Origin of the sequence: Actinoplanes sp. NPDC051513 (assembly GCF_044454685.1) — a bacterium.
Classification (GTDB): domain Bacteria; phylum Actinomycetota; class Actinomycetes; order Mycobacteriales; family Micromonosporaceae; genus Actinoplanes.
Map to the genome: position 1 here is coordinate 91,966 of NZ_JBITDW010000021.1, position 23,913 is coordinate 115,878.

At 71.8% G+C, this 23,913-nt stretch carries 20 protein-coding genes and 1 pseudogene; 7 read left to right on the forward strand and 14 right to left on the reverse strand.

Annotation, left to right across the window (positions count from 1 at the left end; translation table 11 throughout):
- The first annotated feature begins 46 nt into the window (after positions 1-46).
- On the forward strand, positions 47-1,444 hold the full coding sequence (locus tag ACIA5D_RS40070) for a PLP-dependent aminotransferase family protein (protein ID WP_396035748.1): 1,398 nt from the start codon (positions 47-49) through the stop codon (positions 1,442-1,444).
- On the opposite strand, the gene ACIA5D_RS40075 is transcribed toward ACIA5D_RS40070, so the two are convergent.
- The gene (locus ACIA5D_RS40075; RefSeq protein ID WP_396035749.1) at positions 1,432-2,844 is read right to left on the reverse strand and encodes a phenylacetate--CoA ligase family protein; all 1,413 of its coding nucleotides are present in this window, start codon (positions 2,842-2,844) and stop codon (positions 1,432-1,434) included. The genes ACIA5D_RS40070 and ACIA5D_RS40075 overlap by 13 nt on opposite strands.
- A 113-nt stretch (positions 2,845-2,957) precedes the next feature.
- Between ACIA5D_RS40075 and ACIA5D_RS40080 the strand changes: the two genes are divergently transcribed.
- Positions 2,958-5,567 carry a LuxR C-terminal-related transcriptional regulator gene (locus tag ACIA5D_RS40080; protein ID WP_396035750.1) on the forward strand — a complete coding sequence of 870 codons (2,610 nt, stop codon included), beginning with the start codon at positions 2,958-2,960 and terminating at the stop codon, positions 5,565-5,567.
- A 49-nt stretch (positions 5,568-5,616) separates the two neighbouring features.
- Here ACIA5D_RS40080 and kduD read toward each other — a convergent pair whose 3' ends face one another.
- The 8 genes from kduD to ACIA5D_RS40120 are packed head-to-tail and all read right to left on the reverse strand — an operon-like array spanning position 5,617 to position 13,861.
- Entirely contained in the window at positions 5,617-6,366 is a 750-nt protein-coding gene (kduD, locus tag ACIA5D_RS40085) for a 2-dehydro-3-deoxy-D-gluconate 5-dehydrogenase KduD (protein WP_396035751.1), read from the reverse strand.
- Positions 6,367-6,371: 5 nt separating this feature from the next.
- Positions 6,372-7,196, reverse strand: coding sequence for a 5-deoxy-glucuronate isomerase (gene iolB, locus ACIA5D_RS40090; RefSeq protein ID WP_396035752.1), 825 nt, complete (start codon positions 7,194-7,196; stop codon positions 6,372-6,374).
- A 7-nt stretch (positions 7,197-7,203) separates the two neighbouring features.
- Complete coding sequence (locus ACIA5D_RS40095; protein WP_396035753.1) at positions 7,204-8,310, reverse strand: glycoside hydrolase family 88 protein; 1,107 nt, start codon at positions 8,308-8,310, stop codon at positions 7,204-7,206.
- Entirely contained in the window at positions 8,307-8,942 is a 636-nt protein-coding gene (locus ACIA5D_RS40100; RefSeq protein WP_396035754.1) for a hypothetical protein, read from the reverse strand. Before ACIA5D_RS40100 ends, ACIA5D_RS40095 begins: the two co-directional genes overlap by 4 nt.
- A complete protein-coding gene (locus tag ACIA5D_RS40105) occupies positions 8,939-9,820 on the reverse strand; it encodes a carbohydrate ABC transporter permease (RefSeq protein ID WP_396035755.1) in 882 nt (293 codons plus the stop codon). Before ACIA5D_RS40105 ends, ACIA5D_RS40100 begins: the two co-directional genes overlap by 4 nt.
- Complete coding sequence (locus ACIA5D_RS40110; RefSeq protein ID WP_396035756.1) at positions 9,817-10,725, reverse strand: carbohydrate ABC transporter permease; 909 nt, start codon at positions 10,723-10,725, stop codon at positions 9,817-9,819. The genes ACIA5D_RS40105 and ACIA5D_RS40110 overlap by 4 nt, the downstream gene beginning before the upstream one ends.
- Positions 10,722-12,020 (reverse strand): ABC transporter substrate-binding protein, encoded by a 1,299-nt coding sequence (locus ACIA5D_RS40115; RefSeq protein ID WP_396035757.1) that lies wholly within the window; start codon positions 12,018-12,020, stop codon positions 10,722-10,724. Before ACIA5D_RS40115 ends, ACIA5D_RS40110 begins: the two co-directional genes overlap by 4 nt.
- Entirely contained in the window at positions 12,017-13,861 is a 1,845-nt protein-coding gene (locus tag ACIA5D_RS40120; RefSeq protein ID WP_396035758.1) for a DUF2264 domain-containing protein, read from the reverse strand. Before ACIA5D_RS40120 ends, ACIA5D_RS40115 begins: the two co-directional genes overlap by 4 nt.
- A gap of 146 nt (positions 13,862-14,007) precedes the next feature.
- Between ACIA5D_RS40120 and ACIA5D_RS40125 the strand changes: the two genes are divergently transcribed.
- Together ACIA5D_RS40125 and ACIA5D_RS40130 are read left to right on the forward strand one after the other, a co-directional pair.
- Positions 14,008-15,786, forward strand: a complete 1,779-nt coding sequence (locus ACIA5D_RS40125; protein WP_396035759.1) for a heparinase II/III family protein — start codon at positions 14,008-14,010, stop codon at positions 15,784-15,786.
- The gene (locus ACIA5D_RS40130) at positions 15,783-16,874 is read left to right on the forward strand and encodes a substrate-binding domain-containing protein (RefSeq protein ID WP_396035760.1); all 1,092 of its coding nucleotides are present in this window, start codon (positions 15,783-15,785) and stop codon (positions 16,872-16,874) included. The genes ACIA5D_RS40125 and ACIA5D_RS40130 overlap by 4 nt, the downstream gene beginning before the upstream one ends.
- On the opposite strand, the gene ACIA5D_RS40135 is transcribed toward ACIA5D_RS40130, so the two are convergent.
- Entirely contained in the window at positions 16,860-17,396 is a 537-nt protein-coding gene (locus ACIA5D_RS40135; protein ID WP_396035761.1) for an RICIN domain-containing protein, read from the reverse strand. The two genes, ACIA5D_RS40130 and ACIA5D_RS40135, sit on opposite strands and share 15 nt — an antisense overlap.
- Positions 17,397-17,508: 112 nt before the next feature.
- On the reverse strand, positions 17,509-18,042 hold the full coding sequence (locus ACIA5D_RS40140) for a CGNR zinc finger domain-containing protein (protein ID WP_396035762.1): 534 nt from the start codon (positions 18,040-18,042) through the stop codon (positions 17,509-17,511).
- Between the two features lie 38 nt (positions 18,043-18,080).
- Between ACIA5D_RS40140 and ACIA5D_RS40145 the strand changes: the two genes are divergently transcribed.
- On the forward strand, positions 18,081-19,031 hold the full coding sequence (locus ACIA5D_RS40145; protein ID WP_396035763.1) for an EamA family transporter: 951 nt from the start codon (positions 18,081-18,083) through the stop codon (positions 19,029-19,031).
- Here ACIA5D_RS40145 and ACIA5D_RS40150 read toward each other — a convergent pair whose 3' ends face one another.
- Positions 19,032-19,994 carry a PrsW family intramembrane metalloprotease gene (locus ACIA5D_RS40150; RefSeq protein ID WP_396035764.1) on the reverse strand — a complete coding sequence of 321 codons (963 nt, stop codon included), beginning with the start codon at positions 19,992-19,994 and terminating at the stop codon, positions 19,032-19,034.
- Between the two features lie 101 nt (positions 19,995-20,095).
- Positions 20,096-21,115 (reverse strand): medium chain dehydrogenase/reductase family protein, encoded by a 1,020-nt coding sequence (locus tag ACIA5D_RS40155; protein ID WP_396035765.1) that lies wholly within the window; start codon positions 21,113-21,115, stop codon positions 20,096-20,098.
- Between the two features lie 61 nt (positions 21,116-21,176).
- Here ACIA5D_RS40155 and ACIA5D_RS40160 point away from each other — a divergent pair, with 61 nt between their 5' ends.
- Together ACIA5D_RS40160 and ACIA5D_RS40165 are read left to right on the forward strand one after the other, a co-directional pair.
- Positions 21,177-21,518, forward strand: a complete 342-nt coding sequence (locus ACIA5D_RS40160; protein ID WP_396035766.1) for a VOC family protein — start codon at positions 21,177-21,179, stop codon at positions 21,516-21,518.
- 170 nt (positions 21,519-21,688) lie between these two features.
- Positions 21,689-22,945 (forward strand): annotated as a pseudogene (locus ACIA5D_RS40165) (M14 family metallopeptidase); the annotation flags it as partial.
- On the opposite strand, the gene ACIA5D_RS40170 reads toward ACIA5D_RS40165, so the two are convergent.
- A complete protein-coding gene (locus ACIA5D_RS40170) occupies positions 22,946-23,902 on the reverse strand; it encodes a class I SAM-dependent methyltransferase (protein ID WP_396035767.1) in 957 nt (318 codons plus the stop codon).
- Between the last annotated feature and the right edge of the window lie 11 nt (positions 23,903-23,913).

Genomic DNA, 23,913 nt, shown 5'->3' on the forward strand with positions numbered 1-23,913 from the left:
CCTCGAACGTTAGGAGCCAAGCGGCACACTGGTAAGGTCCGATTCCATGGCCATCGAGTGGTCCGGTTGGGGCCCGCAGCTGCTGCTCGAGCTCGACCGCGAGGCGGGGACGCCACTGAAGTCGCAGGTGGAACAGCATCTGCGGGCGGCGATCCGGGCCGGGCGGCTGGCGGCCGGCGAACGGCTTCCGTCGTCCCGGGCGCTGGCGCGGCATCTCGGGCTGTCCCGGGGGCTGATCCAGGAGTGCTACGCCCAGCTGCAGGCCGAGGGCTATCTCACGGCCCACACCGGCTCGGCGACGCGGGTGGCGTCGGCCGCCGCGGCACCGGCGCCGGCCGCCCGGCCCCAGCAGCGTGAACAGGAACCGGCGCTGATCGCCGATTTTCCGTCGGGGGTGCCCGATCTGCGGCTCGCGCCGCGCCAGGACTGGGCCTGGGCGGTCGCGCAGGTGTGCCGCACGGCGCCGAACAGCGCCTTCGACTACGGCCCGGCCAACGGCAATCCCCGGCTGCGCGAGGTGCTGGCCGCCTATCTGCGGCGGGTGCGCGCGGTCGACACGTACGCGAGCCAGGTCTTGATCTGCACGGGAGTGGCCCAGGGGCTCGGCTTGACCCTGCGGGTGCTGGCGAAGCGCGGGCACACGCGGGTCGCCTTCGAGAACCCGGGCGCGGTGCGAACCGTGAAGGACGCCGCCGCGGGCGCCGGCATCGAGCCGGTGCCGGTCGGCGTCGACGAGGACGGCATCGACGTCGAGGCGCTCGGGCGCAGCGGGGCGCGGATCGTGGTGGTCACGCCGGCGCATCAATGGCCGACCGGGGTGGTGATGGCGCCGGCGCGGCGGCACGCGCTGCTTGCGTGGGCTCGCGGAAACGACGGCGTGGTCATCGAGGACGACTACGACGCCGAGTTTCGCTACGACCGCGATCCGGTCGGGGCGTTGCAGGGGCTCGCGCCCGACCGCGTGGTCTCGCTGGGTACGGTCAGCAAGTCCCTCGCGCCGGCGCTGCGGCTGGGCTGGGCGGTGGTGCCGGTTTCGCTGGTGGACGACGTGATGGCCGAGAAGATGGTGGCCGACCGCGGGACGTCCGGCATCGACCAGCTCGCCCTGGCCGCGCTCATCGAGTCGGGCCGCTACGACCGGCAGCTGCGGCGGATGCGTGCCGTCTACGCCCGCCGCCGAGCCGTGCTGATGGACGCCGCGCCGGGCCGGATCACCGGGTTGGCGGCCGGTTTCCACGCCGTGTTGCACCTGCCGGCGTCCGTGGGCGAGCGCGAGGTCGTCGCCGCCGCCCGCGCCCGCGGGGTCGGCGTCTACGGCATGAGCGACTATCGCGCGGACGGCTCCCGCACGCCCGGACGCCTGGTCATCGGCTTCGGCAACACCGGCGAAGCGGCCATCGAGAGCGGCATGGCGGTCATCGCCGACCTGATTCAGCGCGTGTAGCGGTGCTTGACGCCCGGCGGGAAGAACTCCGGGTCGCCCGCCGCGCGCAGCAGCACCTCGGGCAGCCGGCGCTCGGCCGGGACGTAGTGGGCGAACTCGCTGTTGAGCCGCAGCAGCTCGGCGCGGATCGACTCGGCCAGCGTGGCGGCGAGCTCGTCGCTCGGCGCGGCGCCGGGCGCCAGCTCGACCACGATGGAAAGTTTCCGGTCGCGGTCGGCGTCCTCGAGCGTGCGCAGCACGAACTTGCCGGTCACCCGGTCGGCGACGTGTGGCCGTTCGAGGCCGACCGTGACGTTCTCCGGATAGACATTCGCGCCGAAGAACGAAACCGTGAAGAGCGAGCGGCCGAAGACGTACGCGAAGGGAAGCTCGGGCCCCTCGCCGTGCTCGCCGCAGATCGCCGTCATCCTCGAGTACGGGATCAGCCCGCCCTCGTCGGCGATGTGGTAGCGCAGCAGCGGCACTCCCCCGTCCGCGCTGAAGGCGAGTGTCCCGTCCACCACCTCGAACAGCCGGGTCCGCGGGTCGTACTGCACCAGCGTCGGCAGCCGGGAATCCCCGAACAGGGACGTCGCCACCTCGGGCCGATCGGCGAGAAACCGGCGGATCCGCACGCTCAACGGCGTCTCGTTGCCCAGCACCCCGGCATCGGCCGTGCCATAGAGCGAGGCCGAGTCGGTGACCGGGTCGTCCATCGCCGCCCGCGCCGCGACCAGGTCGCGCCACTGCTCGCTGAAGACCTCACCGGCCAGCACGATCTTGACGTGCAGCCCGGCCCAGTCCTTGCCGGCGTCGATGACGTTCTTCACGAACGGCGGGTAACCGAGCAGCACCACCTGGTCGAAGAGCGGCCCGAGCTCCCCCACCACCCGCAGGATCTCGTCAACGTTGTTGCCCGGCGTGGCCACGGTGATCGGATATCCCTTGGCCGCCAGGTGCCGGCAGGCGTCCGCCGTGTACATCCCACCCACCCAGTTCCCCAGCGCGAAACACACGACGGCGAGCGTCTTTCGCTCCAGGGCCCGGAACCCGCCGTCGAAAACCTGCTCGAACCGCGCCGCGACGGCCCTCTCGTCCAGCACCGACCGGGGCCACACGGTCGGCTTCCCCGACGACCCCGACGACACCGCCACCATGTCGCACCCGCTGAGCGTCCCGTCCCAGCACCGCGCGGCCAGGTCGTATCGCTGGTGATAGTTCCGCTTGGTCATCACCGGAATGTCCGCGAGCGACCGCACCGACCCGGGCGCAACCCCGTGGTCGTCGAGGAAGGCGCGATAGGCGGGCACCCGTTCCACCATCCGCCCGAACAGATCAAGAACATCAAGGCTTCGCGTACGGCCGGCGTAGAAGTCCCGCAGTCCCGAGGCGGTCCGCTCCGCCCGCGCTTCGTCGAACATGCTCCCGATCGTGCCAGCTTCGCGCGGCTCATTCGATTCGGATGATGTGACCGCGGCGCCGAGATGGCAATGTGTGCCGCTGGGTGAGTCGGGCCGGGGAACGGAGCTTGTGCGTGCTGCCGCTTGTCGCCGCCAAGACATCACGTCCTCGGATGATCCGGGCCGGCGTCGACCGGGCCCACCTGACCCGGCTGCTCGAGGAAGCCTCGGGCCGGCCGGTGACGATGGTCTGCGCGGGCGCCGGCTGGGGCAAGACGATGGCGGTGTCGGCCTGGGCCCAGGCCCGGCGCGAGCCCGTCGCGTGGCTGAGCCTCGACCCCCACGACAACGATCCGCAGATCTTCTGGGCGTACGTGCTGGCGGCGCTGCGCGTGGCCGGGGCCGTGACCGACGACAACCCCCTCGCCGACCTGGGCTCCGTCCCGGCCGATGACGCCGAGCGCGGCGGCCGGCTCGCGGCCGGTCTGGCCCGCCTGCCGTCCGGCACCGTGCTGGTGATCGACGACGTCCACGAGATCGACGACGCCGACGTGCTGCGGGAACTGGGCCGGCTGCTGACCCGGCTGCCGCCGGCGCTGCGCGTGGTGCTGGTCGGCCGGGCGGAGCCGGCGCTGCGCCTGCACCGCCTGCGGGCCGCGAGGCAGCTGGCCGAGATCGGCGCCGGGCACCTGTCCTTCACCCGCGACGAAGCGGCCGACCTCGTCGCCGGGCACGGGCTCACGCTGACTGGCGAGGAGTTGTCCACGCTGGTCGAGCGCACGGAGGGCTGGGCGGCCGGGCTCCAGCTGAGCGCCGCCTTCCTCGCCACCCACAAGGGGAAGGCGACGATCGCGGACATCGCCGGGGACGTGCGCTCGGTCGACGACTACCTGACCGAGGAGGTGCTGGCCGACCACACCCGGCGGCAGCGCCGGTTCCTGCTCCAGACCAGCATCTGCGAGAGCCTCTGCGCCGGGCTGGTCAACGCGATCACCCAGGGCGACGACGGCCAGCGCACGCTCGAACAGATGGAGCGCGACAACACCTTTGTGCTGCGCCTCGGCGCCAAACCGCTGTGGTTCCGCTACCACCACCTGCTGCGCGACGTCCTGCGGCACCGGCTGAGCCTGGAGACGCCGGGCACGGTGCCCGAGCTGCACCGCCGGGCGGCGCGCTGGCACGCGGCGAACGACTCGGTGCTGGAGGCCCTCGCCCACGCCGTCGAGGCGGGCGACTGGCCGTACGTCGGCAGGCTGGTGGCCACGAGCGCCGGCACCCTGATGGTCTCCGCGCACCGCGCGGCGCTCGTCCGGATCCTGCGGGCCATACCGGCCGAGCGGCTGCACGCGACGCCCGAGCTGATGATCTGCGCGGCGCTCCTGCTGTTCCACGCCGGCGACTACGACGCCATCCCGGCCCGCCTGGACGCGGCCCGCACGCTGCTGCGCACCCGGCCGTCCGGCCCGCGGGAACCCGTCGAGATCATGGCGTACGGGCTCCAGCTCGCCGCGGACCGGGCGGCCGGCGACATGCCGGCCGTGATCGCCGGCAGCGGCCGCCTGCTGGACCTGCTCGCCGTCGCGCGGTCGGCGCCCGCGCCGGCCCTGGCGCAGGGCCGGGCCATCGCGCTGAACAACCGCGGCCTGGCGCTGATGTGGACCGGGCGCCCGGACGAGGCGGAGCGTGACCTGTGGGCCGGATCCAGCGCGGCCCGCTCGGCCGGCGTGGAGCTGACCGAGATCAACGCGACCGGCCACCTCGCGCTGCTGCAGGCGATGCACGGCTCGGTCCACGAGGCGGCACGGCTCGCCGACAGCGCCGTCGACCTGGCCGATCGGCGGGGCTGGCGGTACACGTTGCAGACCGTCGCCGCCCACCTGGCCCGGGCCCTCGCCAAGCTGGAGCGCAACGACCTTGCCGCCGCCGCGCACGCCGCCCGGGACGGGGAGCGCGCCCATCTCAGCGACCCGGAGGCGGCCCAGCGCCTGGTCGTCCTCGGGGTCCGGGCCCGGCTCGCGACGGCACGCGGCGAGCACGCCGCCGCCCGCGAGCTGTTCGACGAGGCGCGCCGCGACCCGCCGCCGCGCCTGCGCGTGCCCGCGCTCGACACGTGGCTGGCCCTCGGCGAGGCCCAGCTCGAGCTCGCCGACGACCGGCCGCAGCTGGTCGAGCGGCGCGCCCCCGAATGGCTGCCGCTCGGCGCCGCCGCGCGGGTCTGCCTCGCCCGCGCCGCGTACGCCCTGGGCAACAACCGGCGCGCCGAGGTGATGCTCGACGGCCTCGCCGTCCCCGAGCGCGACACCGTCACCCGCGCCGAGGCCGGCGTGCTGACGGCGCTCGTCGCCGACGCGCGGGGGCACGGCGTCCGGGCCACCGACGTGCTCGCCGAGGCGGTCACCCTCGCCGCCGAGCAGGGCATCCGGCGTCCCTTCACCGTCCTGGCCAGCCCCCGGCTCGACGGCCTGCTCCAGCGGCTGCGAATGCTCGACCCGGCCACCGCGGAGCTCGTCGACGAGCTGCGGGGCGGGCGCGACGACGCCGGCACGCTCGCGGAGAGCCTCAGCGCGCGCGAGACCGAGATCCTGCGCTACCTGACGACGATGCTCACGGCGGCCGAGATCGCGGGAGACCTCGGCCTGTCGGTCAACACCGTGAAGGCGCACATGCGCGCGGTCTATCGCAAGCTGGGCGCCGGCCGCCGCACCGAGGCCGTGCTCGCCGCCCGCCGCAACGGCCTGCTCTAGCGTCCGGGTCGCGGCAGCAGTGGCCGTCGCGGATGGCGCGGCCGCGTTGTCAGCGCGCCAGCCAGCCCCCGTCGACCGGGAGGACGATGCCGTGGACGTAGCGGGCGGCATCCGAGGCCAGGAAGACGACGGCGCCGGCCAGGTCGCCGGGGGCGCCCCAGCGACCGGCGGGAATGCGGGCGAGGATCTCGGCGGAGCGGGACGGGTCGTCGCGCAGGGCCGCGGTGTTGTCGGTGGCCATGTAGCCGGGTGCGACCGCGTTGACGTTCACGCCGTGCGGGGCCCACTCGTTGGCCAGTGCCTTCGTCAGCCCGACGACCGCGTGCTTGGCCGCCGCGTAGGCGGGGACCCGGATGCCGCCCTGGAAGGACAGCATCGAGGCCACGTTGACGATGGCGCCGCGGCCGGCCGGGAGCATGTGGCGGGCGGCCGCCTGGGAGAGGTGGAAGACCGCGGTCAGATCGACGGTCAGGACGTCGTTCCAGTCGGCCGCGGTGACCTCGGCGGCGGGCGCGCGGCGGATGATTCCCGCGTTGTTGACCAGGATGTCGGGGCGGACCTCCTCGACCGCGGCGGCCAGGTCGGCCGGCGTGGCCGACGAAAGGTCGCAGTGGACGTGGGTCGCGCGGCGGCCCAGGGCGGTGATGCGGGTGCGGGACTCGGCGGGGTCGCCCCGGGTCAGCAGGGCGATGTCGGCGCCGGCCTCGGCCAGGGCGACCGCGGCCGCCTGGCCCAGGCCCCGGTTGCCGCCGGTCACCAGGGCCACGCGGCCGTCCAGGCGGAAGCTGTCGAGGATCACCGGGGTCAGAGTCCGAGGTCGCGCAGCGTCGGGACGGCGCGGCCCACCCACGACAGCGACGTGTCCTCGTGGGCGCCCTGGGTGCGTTGCGTGCCGGCCAGGAACCACAGGAAGTACGTGGTGTAGCCGGGCGCGCTCACGACGGTGTGGTAGCCCGAGGGCATCATCTGCATGGCGTGGTCGCGGACGGTGAAGTTCTCCTCGTAGCCGTCGTCGGTGTACACGCGGCTGATGCCGAAGCCGCCGCCGGGGTTGACGCGGAAGTAGTACATCTCCTCGTGGGCGGCCTCCGCCGGGAGGTTGTCGAACTTGTGGCGATGCGGCGGGTAGGTGCTCCAGTTTCCCGACGGGGTGTAGGTCTCGCCGACGATGAGCCGGCTCGCGGGCAGATCGGGCTGGGCGATCTCGGTGAGGATCTGGTGGTAGTCGCGGCCGAAGTTGGCGGCGCCCCAGCGGCCGGTGGCCACCCGGGCGGGCTCGATGACATAGGGCTCGACGGCCAGGTCGCTCGGCGCGCTGGGCAGGGCGATCTCGACCGGCGTCACGGCCTCGACGGTGAACGTGCAACCGGCGGGGAGGTAGACGGAGTGGGGCTTGCCGGCGAAGACGTCGGTGCGGCCGCCGACCGCGGGGAACTTCGAGCCGCCGACCGTGAAGTCGGCCCGGCCGCCCAGCACCACGGCGAGGATCTCGCGGTCGCCCGCCTCGCCCGTCCACGACTGGCCAGGCGAGAGCACGAGCAGGCCGAAGTCGAGCAGGCCGCACGGGTTGACGGGCAGTTCGTTGCGGCCGGGCGCGGCCGGGATGGCGCAGTGGTACCGGTAGTCCATCGCATCCTCACCAGGGGTCGTTCCAGTCGGGCAGGGTCACGCGGGTCAGCGCCTCGAGGTAGAAGTAGTCGCCCCAGAGGTTGCCCTCGTCGACGCCCACCCCCTTGGGCTTGTCGTAGACGCCGTGTGCCAGCAGGGCGTCGGAGGCGGGGTCGGCGTAGTCGTCCATGAGCGACCCGAGAATCCGCAGGGCCGCCTCACGGTAGCGGGGATCGCCCAGCTCCAGCAGGCCGCAGACGGCGATGGCGGCGGCCGAGCTGTCGCGCTCCTCGCCGCTGCCGTCGCCGAAGACCAGATCCCAGTAGGGCACGCCGTCGGCCGGCAGGTGGGCGAGGAAGCGGTCGGCGCAGCGCCGGGCCGCGGCCAGGAAGGTCGGGTCGCCGGTGTGCCGGTGGTTGAGGGCGAAGCCGTAGATCCCCCAGGCCTGCCCCCGAGCCCAGCAGGACTCGTCCGAGTCGCCCTGCTCGGTCTCGCCCCGCAGCGGGGCACCGGTCGCGGGATCCCAGTAGAAGGTGTGGAACGTCGTGTCGTCGGGGCGCAGGATGTGGTCGCGCAGCTGCGCCACGTGCCGCTGGGCGATGTCGGAGTAGCCCGCCCAGAACAGCAGCGGCGTGTTCATCAGGCTGTCGATGATGGTCCGGCCCTGCTGGCGAGGATCGCCGAGGTCGCCCCAGGCCTGGATGATCCCGGCGGCCGGCAGCACGCGGGTGACCAGGTGGGCCGCGGCGTCGACGGCCGCCGCCCGGGCGACCTGATCGCCGAGGCGCTCCCACGGCACCACGCACGAGAGCGTGTAGAGAAACCCGAGATCGTGGGTGTCGACGTCGACCTTCCCGGCGATGCGCGACGCGAACGACGGCACATGCGCGGCCGCGGCGTCCGAGTACCGGGCTTCGCCGGTCAGCGACGACGCCAGCCACAACACCCCGGGCCAGAAGCTCGTCGTCCACCCCACGTTTCCGTCCCGCGGCCGATACCGCCCGCGAATGGTGGTGTCGCCGGGGTACCGGTCGCCGAACGCCGCGAGGTTCGCGTCGATCGTGCGCAGGGCGGCCGCCACCGCGGCGGCCACCGCCTCGGCGTCGGGCGTTGGCCGGACGTCGATCGCCGTCATGAATGTCCTTTCGTCAGTACCGGATGGAGGGAGAACCGGCTCCCCGCCCACACCACGTAGAGCAACGGCGCCGCGGCGAGCCCCAGCGCGAGGGCCGGGCGTTCCGCGAGAAGCGCCTGGAAGACGGCCAGCACGGCGAGCGAGAACAACGTCAGGTACCAGTGCCGGACGGCCAGGTAGACGGAGACGCGTGCGGCATCCCGTACGCGAACGCCTGGTCTTTCGGAGAGAACCACCAGTGCCAGCAGGGTCGTCGCCACGGCCAGCACCATCGCCACGACCAGCAGCGGGATGGCCAGGGCGCCGGCGGGATGCCCGAGGGCCCAGCGGCAATCCACGGCCAGCACCACGACCATCGCCGAGCAGGCGCCGACCACGGCGAGAGCGCGGGGCGCCGACGCACGCCAGACCCTGATGAAGGTCCGGACCGGACTTCCCGCCCCAAAATCGGAGAGCACCGCGAAAGCCCCGCACAACGCCGGCCCGAGCAGCGGCGCCAGCAGCGCGAGCAGCGGCCACGACCGTCCCGGATCGGTGGTTGCCAGCAGCACCACCAACGGCAGGCAGGCCGCCGTGAGCAGGATGTTGGTCATCAGCCCGACGTAGACCACATCGAAGATCCGCCCGATCATCCCTTGAGTCCCGTCGTCGCGATGCCCTCGACGAAATATCGCTGCCCGAGCAGGAAGATCGCCGCGATCGGCAGCACCGAGAGCACCGACCCCGTCATGATCAGCGCGTATTCGGCGTTGTAGCTGGTCACGAACGTCTTCAGACCGATCTGTATCGTCCAGAGGTTGTGGTTGCGCAGGTAGATCAGCGGCCCGAGGTAGTCGTTCCAGGTGTTGACGAAGGTGAGCAGGCCGAGGCTGGCGATCGCCGGCACCGACAGCGGCAGCATGATCCGGCGCCAGATGCCGTACTCGCTCATGCCGTCGATCCGGGCGGCGTCGAGCAGCTCGTCGGGGATCGACTCGTAGTACTGCTTCATGAGGAAGACACCGAAGGCGCTGAACGCCTGCAGCGCGATGATCGACCAGAGGGTGTCCGACAGGTGCAGCTTCGAGAACAGGATGAACTGCGGGATCATGTACGACTGCCAGGGCACCGCGATCGTGCCGATGTAGGCGAGGAACAGCACGTTGCGGCCGGGGAAGCGCACTTTCGCGAAACCGTACGCGGCGAAGCTGCCGGTCAGCACCTGCAGGAACGTGACCGCGACCGAGAGGACCAGCGTGTTTCTGAGCCAGGTCGTCATGTCGGACTTCTGCCAGATGTCGAGGTAGTTCTTCCAGACGACTGGGTCGGGCAGCCACTGCACCGGGATCGTGTAGACGTCGTTGTTCGCCTTCAGAGACGACATGAGCATCCAGTAGAACGGCAGCAGCACGGCCGCGGCGGCGACGATCAGCGCGACGTATCCCAGAATGCGGGTCTTCAAGGAACGCGCCGGCCGTCGGGATTCCAGCGGCGGAGAAGGCTGGGGCGGGGCCTGCAGCAACGTCGTCATCGCACGCTCCCTCGCCGGTTGACCAGGAACTGCACGACCGTGACGCCGAAGCAGATCGCGAACAGCACGATCGAGATCGCCGACGCGTAGCCGAGCTGGTTCTCGATGAAGCCCTTCTGGTAGATGTACTGCGAAACCACCAGCGTCGACTGGCCGGGCCCGCCGTTGGTCATCACCAGGATCAGGTCGAAGACCTTGAAGCTGCCGATGGTGAGCATCACGACCACGAAGAACGTGGTGGGCCGCAGCCCGGGGAGCGTCACGGCGCGCAGCCGCTGCCACGCGTTCGCGCCGTCCACCTTCGCCGCCTCGTACAGCTGGGTCGGGATCGTCTGCAGGCCGGCCAGGAACAGCAGCATGTAGTAGCCGGCCTCGCGCCAGGTGCCGACGATGATGACCGCCGGCATCGACCAGTCCGCCGACGTGGTCCAGCCCGGCGGGTGGTCGACGCCGACCGCCCGCAGGAACTGGTTGATCGGGCCGTAGCCGGGGCTGAACAGCATGTTCCACACCTGGGCCAGCGCCACGATCGAGGTGATGTAGGGGAAGAACGCGACCGTGCGGAAGAAGGCGACGCCGCGCAGTTTCCGGTTGAGCAGCAGCGCCAGCCCGAGCGCGGCGACCAGGGTCAGCGGGATGTGGAAGACCGTGTAGTAGACGGTGTTGGTCAGCGCGGTGCGGAAGCTGCGGTCGTGCAGCAGCTGGCGAAAGTTCTCGAGGCCGGTCCACTCCGCGCCGCCGAAGACGTTCCAGCTGGTGAACGCGTAGTAGAAGAGCAGCGCCAGCGGCACGAGGGTGAGCACCGCGAAGCCGGCGAAGTTCGGCAACAGGAACGACCAGCCCACCGCCGTGTCGCGCAGCACCACCCGGCCGCTCCGGCGGCGGTGGGCCGATCGCATCGTCATTTGTTGAGGACCTCGTTCTTGGCTCGGTCCTGCGCCTCGGTGATGGCGGCGCCGACGGGCTTGCTGCCCGACATCACGGCCGTGTGCAGGTCGTTCAGGATGTTCTGGAGCGCCGCCGTGTACTTGCCCGGCGGGTTCTCCGGCTTGGTGTCGTGGGTCGCGAACGTCCACTTCGTCAGCTCGTCCTGCGGCACGCCCTGGAGCTGGAAGAAGGTGTCCTTGACCGCGTCGGTGTCGGCCGGGGTGATGCCGATGCCGGCGAGCGCTTTCGCGCCGTCGACGCCGGCCGCGTACGAAAGGAACGCCTTTGCCGCCGCGACCTTGTTCTTGCCGAGCTTGGGGTTGATCCCGAGGCCGGTCGGGTCGCCGAAGGTGACCGGCGTGGCCGACTTCCCGGTCGTGGCCTTGGTGAGCTGCGGCGCCGGGGCGACGCCCCAGTCGAACTTGTCGGCATCGCCGCCGGCCTGCTGCTTGAGCAGGGTGGCGATGAACCACGAGCCCATCAGCATCATGGCGGCCTGCTGCTTGCCGAACTGCGCCTGGTAGGTGAGGTTGTTGGTGGTGGCGTCGCCGAACTTCACCTGGGCGCCGGCGTTCTGCAGGTCGACGGCCCGGGTGTAGTAGGGCTCGAGGTACGAGAAGTCGGCGCTCTCGATGCTCGCGCCCTGGCTCTGGGCCAGCGCGAAGCCCTGCACGGTCGACTGCCACACGTGCTCGTAGTCGCCGACCGCCTTGGAGCCCGCGGACTTCAGCTTGCCGGTCAGATCCTTCGAGGCAGTCGCGTAGTCGTCCCAGGTCCACGACCCGTCCGGCGCCTTGACGCCGGCCTTCTCGAAGAGGGTCTTGTTGTAATAGAGGACCCAGGAGTCCTGCCGGTACGGAATGGCGTAGGTCTTGCCGTCGACCTGGTAGTTGGCCATGCCGCCGACCTTGTCGCCCAGCCCCTGCGCGACATCGCTCACGTCGAGCAGCTGCTTGCCGTTCTGGTACGTGTAGAAGTTCTTGAGCGTCTTCTGGGCGTAGATGTCGGGGGCCTTGCCGGCGGCGAGGTCGGCGATCATCTGCGTGTCGTAGTTCGCGGCGTCGTACTCCTTGAGCTCGACGGTCACGTCGGGGTGGGTGGCGTGGAAACCGTCCGCGAGGGTCTTGAACTCCGGCGTGGTCGCGAAGCTCCAGCCGGCCAGGGTGAGCGTGATCGGCCCGGAAGCGGAGTCCTCGTCGTCGCCGCTGCAGCCGGACAGGACCAAGGGGATCGCCACGGCGGCGCCGAGGAGCGCTGCGAGTGAGCGTTTCATCCTTTCTCCTTTGTCAGAGGGGTGCTTGTGCGCACGCCGTCGGGCCAGGTGACCTCGACGTCGTCCGCGGTGAGCTGCGCCTCGCAACGTGGTGGGGAGGCCTCCGTCGACAGGGCGATGAGCGCCGCGACCCAGACCCCCGGCAGCACCGGGTGGTCGAGCCACGGAACCGTGACCGGCCCGCCCAGCGGACCGTCGTCGTGCGTGTCGTGTCCTTGCGTCCCCTCGCCCAGCACCGGCACGAGGTGGCTGTGGTGGTGCCGGGTGACCGCCCAGCCGCCGATCCGCAGGCGCTCGGCGGCCGGGGCGGGCTCGTCGACCCGGGCGAGGCGCAGCTCCCAGGGGCCGCGGACGAGCGAGAGGACGGTGATCCGCCCAGCCGGCTCGGCGATGCCGCACCGGCCGGCGCCGTGGTCGGGCTGAGCGGGATCGGCTTTGACCCAATGCGCGTACGAGGCGGAGCCCGCGACCCCGTGCCGCAGGACGAGGGTCGTCATGCCGGTGCGGTGGGTTCGGCGGCCCTCGGCGTCGATCAGCACCACCGACTGGTCGAGGGGGTCGGTCCAGCCGCTCTCGTCGAGCACCGGGGCGGTGGCCGTGGAGTAGCCGATGCGCGCGTAGAGCGGGGAGTCGCCGGTGGTGGCGCCCTCGACGTTGTGGTCGGTGCCGTGGTTGACGACCCGGACGACGCCGTCTTCTTTGCAGCCGGTGATCAGCCAGCCGGGGGCGCGGGCGATCCGCTGGTAGTCGCCGGTCTCGATCGGGAGCGGCTCGGCCGGGGCCGTCCACACTGGATGGTCGGCGGGCAGGGCGAGGCCGAGCAGCCCCTTGCTCGCCCAGTACGGCGAGCCGGGCCCGGAGTAGGACTGGGCGAGCCGCGGCCACGGGCGGTGCCAGCCGAGCGGGAGCAGGCCGTCGGCATCGGGAGCGCCGCGGTCGGCGAAGTGGCGGACGATCCGGTCGGCGGCGTGCCGCAGCGCGCCCGGCGAGTGCGTGGGCACGCCGGCGAGGATGCCGGCCCAGAACGGCGCGGCGGCGGCGAAGCGGTAGGCGAGGCTGCGGCCCTGGATCAGCGGGGAGCCGTCCGCGCCGACCAGCGCGAGCGCGTCGGCCAGGTAGCGGTCGAGGGCGGCGACGTCGCGGGCGCGGCGGGAGGCGGCCAGGTCGGCGGCGCCGGTCATCCGGGCCCAGAGAACCGGGTACGTGTGCAGCGCCCAGCCCGTGTAGTGGTCGAACGCGCGGGCCGGGCCGTCGGCGAGCCAGCCGTCGGCGCGGTGGAAGCTGTCGTGCGTGGCGAGGTCGGCGACCATCTCGGGCCCGGACCACGGGCCGCCGACGCTGCGCAGGAACGTCTGCACGACCAGCCGGAACCAGACCCAGTTGATGCGCGGGTAGGTGTCGTCGCCGACGGCCGGTGACAGGTAGTCGACGACCCGGTGGCGGGTGGACTCGTCGAGGCGGTCCCAGATCCAGGGCCGGGTCTGGTCGAGGATCAGCGCGATCGAGGCGGCTTCGACCTTGGCCTGGGCGTGCTCGTCGAGGCGGGGCCAGCGCTCGCCCTCGGGGGCGTGCGGGTCGGTTCCGGTGGCGAGGCCCTTCGCGTACCGGTCGGCGAGCTCGTCCATCCCGTGGCCGCGCTCCCCCGCGATGCGGAAGCCGGCGAGCAGGAACGTGCGGGCGAAGCCCTCGAGGCCGTCGATCGCGCGGCCGTAGCCGCCCACGGGGCCCGGGAACGTGATGCGGGCGTGGCCGGGCGAGGCGTGGCGGCGGGCCGCGGCGAGCATGCGGTCGGCGAGCCTGACCCAGTCGTCGCGCGACCAATCGGCGCTGTTCTCGCTCACGCGTCACGCTCCGGAGGCTCGTACCGCTCGGTTTCCGGGACGTTAAGCGCTCAGAATCGGTCGTGTCAACGCCATGTTCAGACTTTGTCGAACCTTTCTCCGCCGAAGTGATCTGATACGATCACGTTCGATCATTCGGAGGTGACATGGGTCCGCTCGCCGCCGCCTGGCCACCCATCACCGCTCGCCTGTTGGCGCGGTCGCTACCGCCGGTCGGCAACCTCGAGCCGAGCGCTGCGCTGCGGGCCCGCGCCGAGGCCGAGCGGGGCACGCCCTGGCCTACGCCGCTGGCCAGCGCCTACGCGAGGTATTTCCGCGACGGTGACCGGGCCGGCTACGAACAGGTCGTCTGGGAGCGGGAATACCGGGTGAGCCGGGCCGCGATCATGGCAGCCGTGACCGCCGATCCGGCGTGGATCGACGAGGTCGCCGACGGCGTGACCCTGCTGTGCGAGCAGAGCAGCTGGTGCTGGCCGGCGCACGACGACACCCTCCAGCGGCACGGCGCGGTGGTGCCCACGGTCACCGACCCCTGCCTCGACCTGGGCGCGGGCGAGGTCGCCGGGCAACTGGCCTGGCTCGACCACCTGCTCGGCGCTCAGCTCTCCGCATCGTTTCCGGGGCTGCGGGAGCGAATCCGCCACGAGGCCGATCGCCGCGTGCTGACGCCGTTCGAGAGGCGGCTCGACTGGCATTGGCTCGGGCTCGTCGGCGACGTGCACAACTGGAATCCGTGGATCCACTCGAACGTGCTGGTGGCGGCCCTGCAGCTGGTCGACGATCCGGTGCGGCGGGCGGCGATCGTGGCGCGGGTGGTGGAGGGCCTCGATCGGTACGCGGCGTCGCTTCCGCCGGACGGGGCGGTCGACGAGGGATACTCGTACTGGTGGCAGGGGGCTTGCCGGTTGTTCGAGGCGCTCGACCTGCTCATCTACGCGAGCGGCGGCACGCTGGGCGATGAGCCGTTCCATGCGCTGCGCGAGGTGGTGGCGTTCCCGCATCGCGTGCATCTGGGCGGGGACTGGTATCTCAATTACGCCGACGGGCCGGCGCGGCCGTCACGCGAGCAGCCATGGGACGCGTTGCATCGGGCGGCGGTGCGGGTCGGGGACAGCACGGCGGCGGCGCACGCGCTGGCTCATCGTGCGGACGCCACCGAGACGTGGGGTCTGGGTTTTCTGCTGCGGGCGCTCACCGATCCGGCGTGGGCGTCGGCGAAGCCGGGCCCTTACCGACCGGTCGGTAGGGGGTGGTTCCCGTCGACCCAGGTGCTGATCGTGCGGTCGGAACGGCTCACGCTCGCGGTCAAGGGCGGGCACAACGGCGAGAACCACAACCACAACGACGTGGGCAGTTTCGTGGTGGCCCTGGGTGGGGTGCCGGTGCTGGTCGACCCGGGAAGGCCGACGTACACGGCGCAGACGTTCGGGCCCCGGCGGTACGAGATCTGGACGATGCAGAGCTCGTGGCACAACACGCCGACGATTCGTGACTCGGCGCAGTCTCCGGGGCGATCCCACGGCGCCGGACACGCGGGCGCCACCGAGGCCTCCCTGACGTTGGAGCTTGCGCCGACGTACGAAAAAGGTCTGGTGAAGAGCTGGAAGCGGACCGCCCGGCTGGACCACGACGTGGTTGTCGTGCGCGACTCGTGGGAGCTGGCGCCGGGCCCGGGGCGCACGGTGCTGCATCTGGTGGTGGCCGGGTCGGTGACGCTGGGTGAAGGTGGCGCGGTGATCGAGTCCGACGGCGGGACGCTGCGGCTCGATTGGGCGCCGGCCGTCCCGTGCACCCTGACCGTGCGCGAGCTCGACGACCCGATGCTGAGCGCCGTGTGGGGTCCGCGCCTGGTCAGGATGGACGTGGACGTCACCGGCCTGGGCCCGATCGGTACCCTCGACCTGACCATCAAGGAGCAGCGGTGAGCACCTCAGACAAGCGCGGGCCACTCCAGGTCGCCCGGCGCGCCCGGCTGCTCGAGGCGTTGCAGCGCTACGGCGTGCTGCGCATCTCCGACCTCACCGGCGAGCTCGGCGCGGCGGCCGTCACGATTCGCCGCGACATCGCGCAGATGGCGTCGGAAGGCCTGGTGCGGCGGGTGCACGGCGGGGTGGCGCTGCCCGGCGCCGACGCCTCCGACCTCGCGGAAGGCGGCGGCGGCGAGTCGATCGGGATGCTGGTGCCGTCGCTCGACTACTACTGGCCCGATGTCGCGCGGGGCGCCGAGGAAGCGGCGCGCGAGCTGGACATGAAGGTGGTGCTGCGCGGGTCGTCCTACGAGTCGGAGGACGACCTGCCGCTGCTGACCCGGCTGGTCGAGCAGGGCGTCGACGCGCTGATCGTGGCGCCGCGGATGGACGCGCCCACGTCGGCCCGGACGATCGAATGGCTGGCGGGGACGGGGGTTCCGGTCGTGCTGCTCGAGCGGACCGCGACCGTGGGGCCGCATCATGAGGTGCTCGAGTCGGTCGTTACCGATCACGCGCTGGGCGCCGAGATGGCGGTGCGGCATCTGCAGTCGCTCGGCCATCGACGCATCGGGGCGGTGCTCGCCGAGCACAGCCCGACCACGCCGCATGTCCGCCGAGGATGGCTCGCGGCGCTCGAGGTCGACCCGGTGGAATTCCTCGTGCCCGACGCGGCCGTGCCCTCGTGCGCGGCGGCCCTCGACGCGGCGCTCGACCGCTGCCGGGCCACGGGCACGACGGCGCTGATCGTCCACGCCGACGCCGAGGCGATCGCGCTGGTACAGCGGTGCGAAGATCGCGGGCTCACGGTGCCGGGTGACCTCTCGGTGGTGGCCTACGACGACGCAGTGGCGGGGTTGTTCAGCCCGGCGCTGACGGCGGTGCGGCCGCCGCGGGGGTCGATCGGGCGGGCGGCGGTGCGGCTGGCCGCGGATCGGCTCGCCGACCCCGACCGCCCGGCCCATCGGGTGGTGATCAGTCCCTCGCTACGGATCCGCCAGTCGACGGCCGCACCGCCGGCGCCGGCCGGTTCAGTACGCCCGTGACCAACCCTGGTTCGGGGAGAGATTGCAGGTGAACAGAATCACCGCGGAGCCCCGGCCCCAGTCGGAGACGTCCAGGCACTCGCCCGGGTAGCGCACGCTCTCCAGCACCATCTCCCACGGCTCCGAGCCGCGCTGCCGGAAACGCTGCCCGGTGGTGCGGTCACAGGTCCACACGGTCAGCTGCTGGCCGTGCCCCGCCACCCCGTCCAGGCACTTCTTCACGCCGTTGTAGGTGTAGAAGACGTCGAACGTGCCGTTGCCGTAACCCTTGTACAAGGTCCAGTACTGGTTGGCGCCGCCGTGGCACGGATACATCTGCACCCACGGCCCGGCGCCCCAGTTGTAGGCGTCCAGGCATTTGCCGGCCGCGTCGGCATCGAGGCTGCGCATGACCGGCACCGAGAAGGCGGCCGTTGCCGCGGCCGCGCCGGCCGGTGCGCCCGGTGGCGCGGCCGCCGCCGGTGTGGCGAGCGCGAGCGATCCGAGGGTCGCCAGGACGGCGAAGAACCGAGAAACACGCATGATGATGCCTCCGCTTCGGCAGGTTCGACGATGACGGTCGCAGCGTGCGTCCAACCACTTCGGACGGTCAACGAATGCGTGCCGGGCGCGGCGGATTTGCGGGATGCCGCAATCAGCTCTTCTTGCGGGCGCGGTAGGCGGCGACCGCGACCCGGTTGGCGCAGGCGGTGCTGCAGAAGCGGCGGGAGCGGTTGCGGGTCAGGTCGAGGACGACACCCTCGCATGTGTCGTCGGCGCAAACCGAGAGACGGGACATCTCGTCGCCGCGCACCAGGTCGGCCATCGCCATCGCGGTCTCGACCACCACCCGGCGCACCAGCGGCTCGTCGGCCGAGACGGCATGGATGTGCCAGTCGATGCCGTCGTGGCGCAGCAGCCGGGGCACGGCGTGGGCCTGGGCGAGCATGTCGTTGACGATCGCGGCGGCGGTGTCGCGGTCGGCCGTGAGCAGGCGACGCAGCACCGGGCGGATCGCGCGCAGGTCGTCGAGCTCGGCGTCGTCGCGGTCGCGGCGGCCGGTGTAGCGGTGCCTCGCGTACCAGAGGTCGACCGCCTCCACCGTGAGCAGCGTGTCAGGGTCCTCCCCCGTATTGACCAGCTCGACGGCGGCCGTGAGGGAGGCCTCGGTGTCATGGGCCAGAAGCACCTTGACATATTACGCCCATGTCCATAGCGTCATTGTCTATGACGCAGATAGCCAATGACAGACCCACGGTGCATGCCGGCTCGGTTGTCGGCGGCGGCCTGCTGCTCGCCGTCGTGTCGGCGACCACGTTCGGCCTCTCCGGCCCGCTCGCGTCGGGCCTGCTCACCGAGGGGTGGAGCCCCGGCGCGATCGTCCTGTGCCGCATGACGATCGCCGCGCTCGCGCTGGCGCCCTTCACGATCGCCGCGCTGCGCGGCCGGTGGCATCTCCTGGCACGACAAAAAGGCCAAATCATGGTGTACGGGGTGCTGGCCGTCGCCGGGGCCCAGTTCTGCTACTTCTCGGCCGTTGCCGCGATGGACGTCGCCCCCGCCCTGCTGATCGAGTACACCGCGCCCGCCGCCGTGGTCGCCTGGATGTGGATGCGGCACGGCCAGCGTCCCGCCCGGCTCACCGTCATCGGCGCCGCCATCGCCGCGGCCGGCCTCGTGCTCGTGCTCGACCTGACCTCGGGCGCCCACGTGGCCTGGTCCGGCGTCGCCTGGGCCCTGGCCGCGATGATCGGCGCCACGGCCTACTTCCTGATCTCGGCCGACACCGACAACGGCCTGCCCCCGCTCGCCCTGGCCGGCGTCGGCCTGACGGTCGGCGCGGTCACGCTGGGCGCGCTGGCGGCCACCGGCCTGCTGCCGATGCACGCCAGCACCGCGCCGGTGACGTTCGCGGTCGGCAGTCCACCGTGGTGGGTGCCGCTGCTGCTGCTCGGCCTGGTGACGGCCGCGCTGGCGTACGCGACGGGCATCGCCGCCTCGCGCCGGCTCGGTTCCCGGGTGGCGTCGTTCGTGGCGCTGCTCGAAGTGGTGGCGGCGGTCGTGTTCGCGTGGCTGCTGGTCGACCAGCTGCCGGGCCTCATGCAGCTGGCCGGCGGCCTGCTCATCATCGGCGGGGTGGTCGCGGTCAAGCTGGGCGACCGCCGGATCGCCACCTGATCAGCCGGCGATCGAGGCGGCGGCGCGTTCCTGACGACGGACGCGCACGATCACGGCGGCGACGACGGCCAGGCCGATCAGCGGGTCGAGGGCGGGCAGCACCACGCCGAGAACGGCGTCGAGGCGTACCTGGCCGGTGGTCGCCGTGATGCCGACGCCGTTGCGGGCGTCGTAGCGCTGCATGGCCGAGCCGGTCAGGTGCAGGGTGAGCCAGGCAGCGGCCAGGCCGGCCGCGTCCCAGAGGGCGTGCAGCACGGCCACCAGGAGGTAGGCGCCGAGCACCAGCTTGGACCGCAGCCTGATCCCGCCGCGGCGGGCGGCGACGGCGAAGAGAGCGGCGCCGGCGATGGCGGTCCACAGTCCGTGGCCGAACGGGGTGAGCACGCCGCGCAGGATCTCGGTCTCGACGACGTTCAGCAGCGACAGGCCGCCCGGCTGGGTGAACAGCGCTTGGAAGGCGTAGCCGGCGCTCTCGAAGGCGGCGAAACCGAACCCGACCGTGGCGCCCAGGACGAGACCGTCGCGCACGGTGTACCGGCCGAGGCGGCGGGCCATCAGCCACAGCACGAGCAGTTTGACGCCTTCCTCGATCAGGCCGACGACGAGAAAGCCGTGTATCGAGGTGTTGTGCACGAACGCGGCCTCGAGGACCGAAGCGCCGAGGACGCCCATGACGCCGCCGTAGAGGAACGCGGAGAAGATCTTCTGCGGGGTCAGGATGCCGTCGGCGCGCTGGAAGGCGTACGTGACGAAGGCGACCGGCACCAGGAAGGCCCCGACCAGGATGATCGTCGGGATCAGGTTGACGTTGCCGGTCACGAAGGTGATGACGACGGCGGCGATCCACAGGGCGCCGCCGCCGAGGAAGATCCGCGCCCAGGACGGCAGATGGCGGCGATGCCGGACCATGGGCGCGCTGACAGCGGCGACGGGCATGAGGTTGGGGTCGGCGGTCGTGGTCATCGCGGTCTCCTGAGTCTCGTTGACTACCACCAAGCCTTCCTGTCGATGCCTGCCCGCGCAGCCACGCCACCACCCAACTTCAACTACCTGCTAGCCGGAAATCAGGGAACGAGGACGACCTTGCCGATGTTGCGGCGCTCGCCGAGCCGGCGGTGCGCCGCCGCGGCCTCCTCGAACGGGTACACCCCGTCGATACGCGGCCGGACGGCTCCCGCGCCCCACAGGTCGAGCAGGGCCGCCAGCTCCTCGCGCAGCAGGTCGCCGCGGCTCCACAGGTGCCCGAGGTTGACGCCGCTGACGGTCTGGTTGCGGCTCATCATCGCGAACGGGGTCAGCAGCGGCACACCGGCGAACTGACCGGCCAGCCGGAGCACGCTGCGCCGCTCGCCGGCGCTGAGGTTGGCGAACCCGTACGCGACGAGGTGCCCGACCGGGCGCAGCAGGCGAAGCCCGCGTTTCCAGTCACGGCCGCCCAGCGGGTCGAGGACGAGATCGACGCCCTCGCCGCCGGTGAGCTCCCGCACCCGCGCCGCGTAGTCCCCGGTGCGGTAGTCGATCGGGTGGGTGCAGCCCTCCTCACGCAGCACGGCGTGCTTCGCGGCGGACGCCGTGCCGAACGTGACGACCTCGGGCACCGTGCGGCACAGTTGCAGCACCGCGAGGCCGACGCCACCGGCGGCCATGTGCACCAGCACCCGGGCGCCCCGGCGCAGGTTCGCCACCCGGAACAGCATGTGGTACGCGGTCAGGTAGTTGACCGGCAGCGCGGCCCCGTCGGTGAAGCTCAGGTCGTCGGGCATCGGCAGGACCCGCTCGGCCGGCGCGCACACCGACTCGGCGTGCCCGCCGAAGCGCACCAGGGCGAGCACCCGCTGCCCCGCCGCCAGACCGTCGACCCCGGCGCCGACGGCGTCGATCACGCCGGCCACCTCGTACCCCACCACGCACGGCGGCTTCGGCGCGTCCGGGTACAGGCCCTGCCGGGCCATGACCTCCGCGAAGTTCAGTCCGGCGGCCCGGACCGCGATGCGCACCTCGCCCGGCCCGGGCCGCGGGTCGGGGCTCTCACGGACCTCGAGGACCTCGGGTCCGCCCGCTTTGGTGATCCAGACGGCGCGCACGGGCGCTCCCCTCCTCGACGACAACGATCAATGGCCCATTGTGGGGCCTACGATGGGCGGCATGACCGTCGACCTGTTCGCGGGAATCGCCGTCAGCGACTTCGCGGCGGCGCTCACCTGGTACGAGAAGCTGCTCGGCGCGCCGCCGGCGTTCTTCCCGAACGAAGTCGAGGCGGTGTGGGAGATCGCCGAGCACCGGTATCTCTACATCGAGCACCTGCCCGAGCGGGCCGGGCACGCCATGCACACGCTGTTCGTCGACGACTTCGACGAGCGGACCGCGGCGATCGCGGCGCGGGGGCTGACCCCGGCCAAGGAGGAGACCTACGACAACGGCGTCCGGAAGGCAACCTACGCCGACCCGGACGGCAACGAGATCGGGCTCGGCGGCGGGCCGGTCTGACGATCCCCTCACCCCGGGCGGCCCCCGGGCCGATTGGCCGGCATGGTCAAGCTGCATGACGGGGCATCACGCCGGGATGAGGGTGGGACTGGCATGACGGAATGGATTGATGTCGATCTACTTCAAGTGGTGGGGTGTGGAGAACAATCCCCCACTTGCGGAGGTCGTTCATGAGACGACGCAGCATTGCGGCCCTGGCCGTCGCCATCCTCGGGGCCAGCATCGCGTTCGGGGCCGGGTCGCCGGCCGGCGCGGAGCCGGCCGATTCCCCCGGCCAGTACGAAGTGTTCGGCGTGCGGACCCTGGCGCAGCGGAACGCGATCGCCCGGACCGGCGTGGCCATCGACGGCATCGAGCATCGGGTGGCCACGGTGACCGCCACGAACGCCGAGGTCGGCGCCCTGCGGCGCCTCGGGTTCACGGTCGAGCCGGTGCTGAGCACCTATGACTTCCCGCCGTCGGACTCGGCGTATCACAACTACTCCGAGATCATCGCCGACGTGAACCAGGTCGTCGCGGCCTTCCCGTCGATCGCCTCGAAGCGGGTCATCGGCAAGACGTACGAGAACCGGGACATCGTGGCCGTCAAGATCTCGGACAACGTGGGCACCGATGAGGCCGAGCCCGAGGTCCTCTACGACGCCAACCACCATGCCCGCGAGCACCTGACCGTCGAGATGGCCGTCTACCTGCTGAAACAGTTCACCAGCGGCTACCCGAGCGACTCGCGGATCCGCGCCGTCGTGGACAGCCGGGAAATCTGGATCGTCCCCTCGGTCAACCCGGACGGCTCCGAATACGACGTGGCGACCGGCAGCTACCGATCGTGGCGCAAGAACCGGCAGCCGAACAGCGGCTCCTCGGCGGTCGGCACCGACCTCAACCGGAACTACGGGTACCGCTGGGGCTGCTGCGGCGGCTCGTCGGGCAGCACCTCCTCGGCGACCTACCGCGGGCCGTCGGCGTTCTCGGCGCCGGAGACGCGGGCGGTTCGCGACTTCGTGGGCTCCCGGGTCGTGGGCGGGGTGCAGCAGATCAAGGCGGCGATGGACTTCCACACGTACTCGGAACTGGTCCTGTGGCCGTTCGGCTACACCACCGCGAACACGGCCACGGGGATGACGGCCGACGACTACAACACGTTCGCGACCTTCGGCCGGCAGATGGCCGCGACCAACCGGTACACCCCCGAGCAGTCGAGCGACCTCTACATCACCGACGGGGACCTGCTCGACTGGCTGTGGGGTACGCACAAGATCTTCGCGTACACGTTCGAGATGTACCCGACGAGCGCGTCGGGCGGCGGCTTCTACCCGCCGGCGAGCGTCATCACCCGGGAGACGACGCGCAACCGGGAGGCGGCGCTGCTGCTCGCCGAGGTGGCCGACTGCCCCTACAAGGTGATCGGCAAGCAGAGCACCTACTGCTCAGCCGCGTAGCTGGAAGTGCCACAGGACGGCGGCCGGTGTCTCGCGGAACGCGGCGCCGGTCGCCTCCGGGACGATCTCCATGAGCGTCCACGGCCAGAGGTCCCACTCGCCGGTTTCCTCGCGGCGAGCCGCAACCGGAGCCGGGTCCGGATCCGCCACCAACGCCGGATCCGCCACCAACGCCTGCGCCGCAACCGGAGCCGGGTCCGGATCCGCGGCCGGCCGCCACGGCTCCTCGCAGCGGCGCACGTCGAAGCCCAGCGGCAGGGCCGCGCCGAGGTAGTCGGAGGCGCGATGGCGGTAGGACGGGATCAGCCGCGGCTCGCCGGTAGGGGTGCGCACGTGCGGGACCGAGCCGAGCAGCACCGTCTCCTGGTGGATGTCGGTGACGATCAGGTGGCCGCCGGGGCGCAGCACGCGGGCGAACTCGGCGAAGGCCGGGCGCAGGTCGGGCAGATGGGCCAGGGCGAGCGCGCAGACCACCAGGTCGGCGTGGTCGCCGGGCAGCGGGATCCGATCGAGCGAGCCCTCGTGGAAAGTTCCGGTCGGCACTTTCGCGCGGGCATGGGAAAGCATGTCGGGCGAGCTGTCGACGCCGATCACCTGATGGCCCCGGGCCGCGAGGTACGCCGCATGCCGGCCGGTGCCGCAGGCCGCGTCGAGGGCCACGCCGGGTGGCAGCGCATCGACGATCTCGTGGACGAACGGCTCCTCGAGCGGGAAGAGCCCGTTGCCCGGCTCGTCGTACGTGACGGACCAGGCGCGATAGCCACTCACTGTGTCGACCACGCCGGCCTCGACCCCGTCGGCCGCCGACAGCGGCGATTCCAGCAGCGCGCGGATCTCGTCGACCCGCTCGTCCGCGAACTCACGGGAATGGGACCCGCCGTAGGCGCGCAACAGCGCGAGTCCCGAAACCCCGAGCAGATAGTGGAGCGGATGCTGATAGGCCACGACCCCAGAAT